At 72.5% G+C, this 3718-nt stretch carries 1 protein-coding gene; it reads right to left on the bottom strand.

What is annotated here, in order from left to right:
- The coding region (locus tag AB0K43_RS24195) for a beta-ketoacyl synthase N-terminal-like domain-containing protein (protein WP_363643090.1) at window positions 1-3698 on the bottom strand (3698 nt) is incomplete at its 3' end.
- Between the last annotated feature and the right edge of the window lie 20 nt (window positions 3699-3718).

Here is a 3718-nt window from a genome sequence, read left to right on the forward strand (position 1 = left end):
ACCAGCCGCGAACGAACGAACCGCTCCCCCGCCAGCCACTCCTGCACCAACCCCAGCACCCACGCCGAGACCTCGTGCACACCACCCGGCACATCGCCACCGGCCGAGACACCCGGCACCGCAACCACAACCAACTCCGGCACAACCTCGCCAAGTTCACCCAGCGAAGCCACCTCAACCCGCGACACCGCCCCGGACACCCCGGACAGCACCGCCGGCACCCACTCCAATCGCAGCAGCGAACCCGCAAGCTCGCCACCATTCGGGTCAGCGACCAGGGGCTCGGCAAGCGTCACGGAGTCCACCGACAACACAGGATCGCCCGCCACGTCAGCCACCGCGAGCGCAAGCGCCTCCTCCCCGACCCGGGTCAGCCGGGCCCGGACCACCGAGGCACCCGAGGCGTGCAGGGAGACCCCGGCCCAGGACACCGGCACCAGGCCGCGCCCGTCGGCCGCCACCACCGCCGCCAGCAGGGCGGGGTGAAGGCCGAAGCCGGTCGCCTCCCCGGCCAACTCGCTTGTCAGCGAGGCCTCGACGAAGGTCTCCGCGCCCCGACGCCAGAGGGCGACGGCAGCTCCGGCCGTCTCCCCCTCGGGCTCGGCCACGGCCGCGCCCTCCGGCGGCCACACCTTGGCGGCGAAGTCCGCCACCCGCTCGCCCGTTCCGAGCGTCCCGGACGCGTGCTCCGTCCAGGACTCGCCCAGCACACCGTCGCCGTCACTGCGCGAGAAGAATCGCACCGACCGGCTGCCCGTCCCGTCCGGCGCACCGACCCGGGCCTGGACCATCACGCCGGGCCGGCCCGCGAGGGTGAGCGGGCTGGTCACGGTGAGGTCCTCGACCCGGTCGCAGCCGACCTGATCGCCGATCCGGACAGCCAGCTCCAGGAAGCAGGAGCTCGGGAAGACACCCTCGGCCCAGCCGCAGTGCTCGAGCGACAGCCGACTGGTGAACAGCACGCTCTCCGAACCGGCGAGCGGGATCACCGCGCCGAGCAGCGGGTGGTCCGCCGGAATCAGCCCGGCCGCCGCGACGTCCCCGGCCGACCGACTGAGCGCGGGCCAGTAGCGCTCGCGTTGGAACGCATACGTAGGCAGGTCCACCCGCCGCGCACCCGTACCGTCGAACAGCCGCGCCCAGTCCACCGCCACGCCCGCCACATGGGCACGGGCCAGACCCTCCACCAGAGCGTGTTCCTCCGGTCGGTCCTTCCGGCAGACCGGCACCGCCACACTCTCGTCCCCATCGGCGAGGCACTGCTGCGCCAGCGCCGCGAGCACCCCGTCCGGCCCCAACTCCACGAACGCCGACACACCTTGCGCCCGCAGAGCCCGCACACCGTCGGCGAACCGGACCGCCTCCCGGACGTGCCGCACCCAGTACTCCGGCGTACAGAGCTCACCCCCGGCCACCGAACCGCTGAGGTTGGACACTACCGGGATCGAGGGCTCCTCGAACGCCAGCCCCTTCACTATCGTCCGGAACTCGTCCAGCATCGGGTCCATCAGCGGCGAATGGAACGCGTGCGAGACCCGCAGCCACGAAGTCTTGCGGTCCGCGAAGTGCGCATCGATCGCCGCGACGCCCTCGGCGGAACCCGAAACCACCACCGACGAAGGCCCGTTCACCGCCGCTGTCGACACCGACTCACCCAGCAGCGGCAACACTTCGTCCTCGGAAGCCTGCACGGCGAGCATCGCACCACCGGCCGGCAGCGCCTCCATCAGCCGACCACGCGCCGCCACCAGCGCACACACGTCCGCCAACGAGAACACACCCGCCACATGCGCGGCCGCGACCTCGCCGATCGAGTGCCCGGCCACGAACTCCGCCCGCACACCCAACGACTCGAGCAACCGGAACATCGCCACCTCCACCGCGAACAGACCCGCCTGCGCGAAGTCCGTCCGGTTCAGCAGCTCGTCCGAGGAACCCCAGACGACTGAGCGCAACGGCCGCTCCAGCAGACCGTCCAGGACCTCGCACACCTCGTCGAAGGCCTCGGCGAACACCGGGAACCGGCCGTACAACTCCCGGCCCATCCCCAACCGCTGCGACCCCTGACCCGAGAACAGGAAGGCCACCGACCGCTCGGCCGCCTCACCCCGCGCGACCTCCACACCGTCGACCAGCACCGCCCGGTGCCCGAACCGCGACCGACCCGCCAGCGACAGACCCACATCCAGCGAGGCGAGGCCCTCCACCACCGCCAGACCGGCGATCTGCGCCTCGAGCGCCGCCTCCGACTTCCCCGACACCACCCACGGCACCACGGCAGGAGCAACCGAAGCAGCGGGAGCCTCGGCCTCCTCCTCCGGCGCCTGCTCCACGATCACATGGGCGTTGGTCCCGCTGATCCCGAAGGAGGAGACACCGGCCCGGCGCGGACGGCCGGTCTCCGGCCAGTCCCGAGCCTCCCGCAGCAGCTCGACCGCACCCGCCGACCAGTCCACATGCGAGGACGGCGCGTCCACGTGCAGGGTCCGCGGCAGCACGCCGCGCCGCATCGCCTCCACCGTCTTGATCACACCCGCGACACCCGCAGCTGCCTGCGTGTGCCCGATGTTCGACTTCACCGAGCCCAGCAGCAGCGGCAGTTCGCGCCCCTGGCCGTACGTGGCCAGCAGCGCCTGCGCCTCGATCGGATCACCCAGCGGCGTCCCGGTCCCGTGGCCCTCGACCGCGTCGACATCACCCGTCGACAGGCCCGCGTTGCTGAGGGCCTGCCGGATCACCCGCTGCTGCGACGGGCCGTTCGGAGCGGTGAAGCCGTTCGAAGCTCCATCCTGGTTGACGGCGGAGCCCCGCAGCACCGCGAGTACGCGGCGCCCGTTGCGGCGGGCGTCGGAGAGCCGCTCCAGGACCAGCAGGCCGACGCCCTCAGCCCAGCCGGTGCCGTCCGCCGCATCGGCGAAGGCCTTGCACCGGCCGTCCGCGGCCAGACCGCCCTGACGGGAGAACTCCATCAGGGAGCCAGGGGTAGACATCACGTTGACCCCGCCGGCCACGGCGAGCGAGCACTCGCCGGACCGGAGTGCCTGGGCGGCCCAGTGCAGGGCGACCAGGGAGGAGGAGCAGGCGGTGTCGACGGTTACCGCCGGGCCCTCCAGGCCGAAGGCGTAGGAGAGCCGGCCGGAGGTGGCGCTCGCCGCGATGCCGGTGCCGATGTCGCCGGTGGCGTCGGCGAGCGAGCGCACCAGCAGGTAAGCGTAGTCCTGCCCGTTGGTGCCGACGAAGACGCCGGTACGGCTGCCGCGCAGCGAGACCGGGTCGATGCCGGCCCGCTCGAAGGCCTCCCAGGACGTTTCGAGCAGCAGCCGCTGCTGCGGGTCCATCGTGACCGCCTCGCGCGGGGAGATCCCGAAGAACCCGGCGTCGAAGCCCACGACCGAGTCCAGGAAGCCGCCGCGCCGGCTCACCTGGGTGCCCCGCTCGTCGGTCCCGGCCGCCCGGAGGGCGTCGAGGTCCCACCCCCGGTCGGTCGGGTACTCCGACATCGCGTCGGTGCCGGAGGCCACCAGCTCCCAGAGCCGCTCGGGCGAGTCGACCCCGCCCGGGTAGCGGCAGCTCATCGCGACGATCGCGACGGGCTCGGCGGCGGCGGCAAGGAGCTGCCGGTTCTGCCGCCGGAGCCGTTCGGTCTCCTTGAGGGAGGACCGGAGAGCTTCGACAACCTTCTCGTTGGGCGTGGTCATGGTGAGGGCTCCGGGCTCCG

The sequence above is a fragment of the Kitasatospora sp. NPDC049258 genome (assembly GCF_040678895.1).
Taxonomy (GTDB): Bacteria; Actinomycetota; Actinomycetes; order Streptomycetales; family Streptomycetaceae; genus Kitasatospora.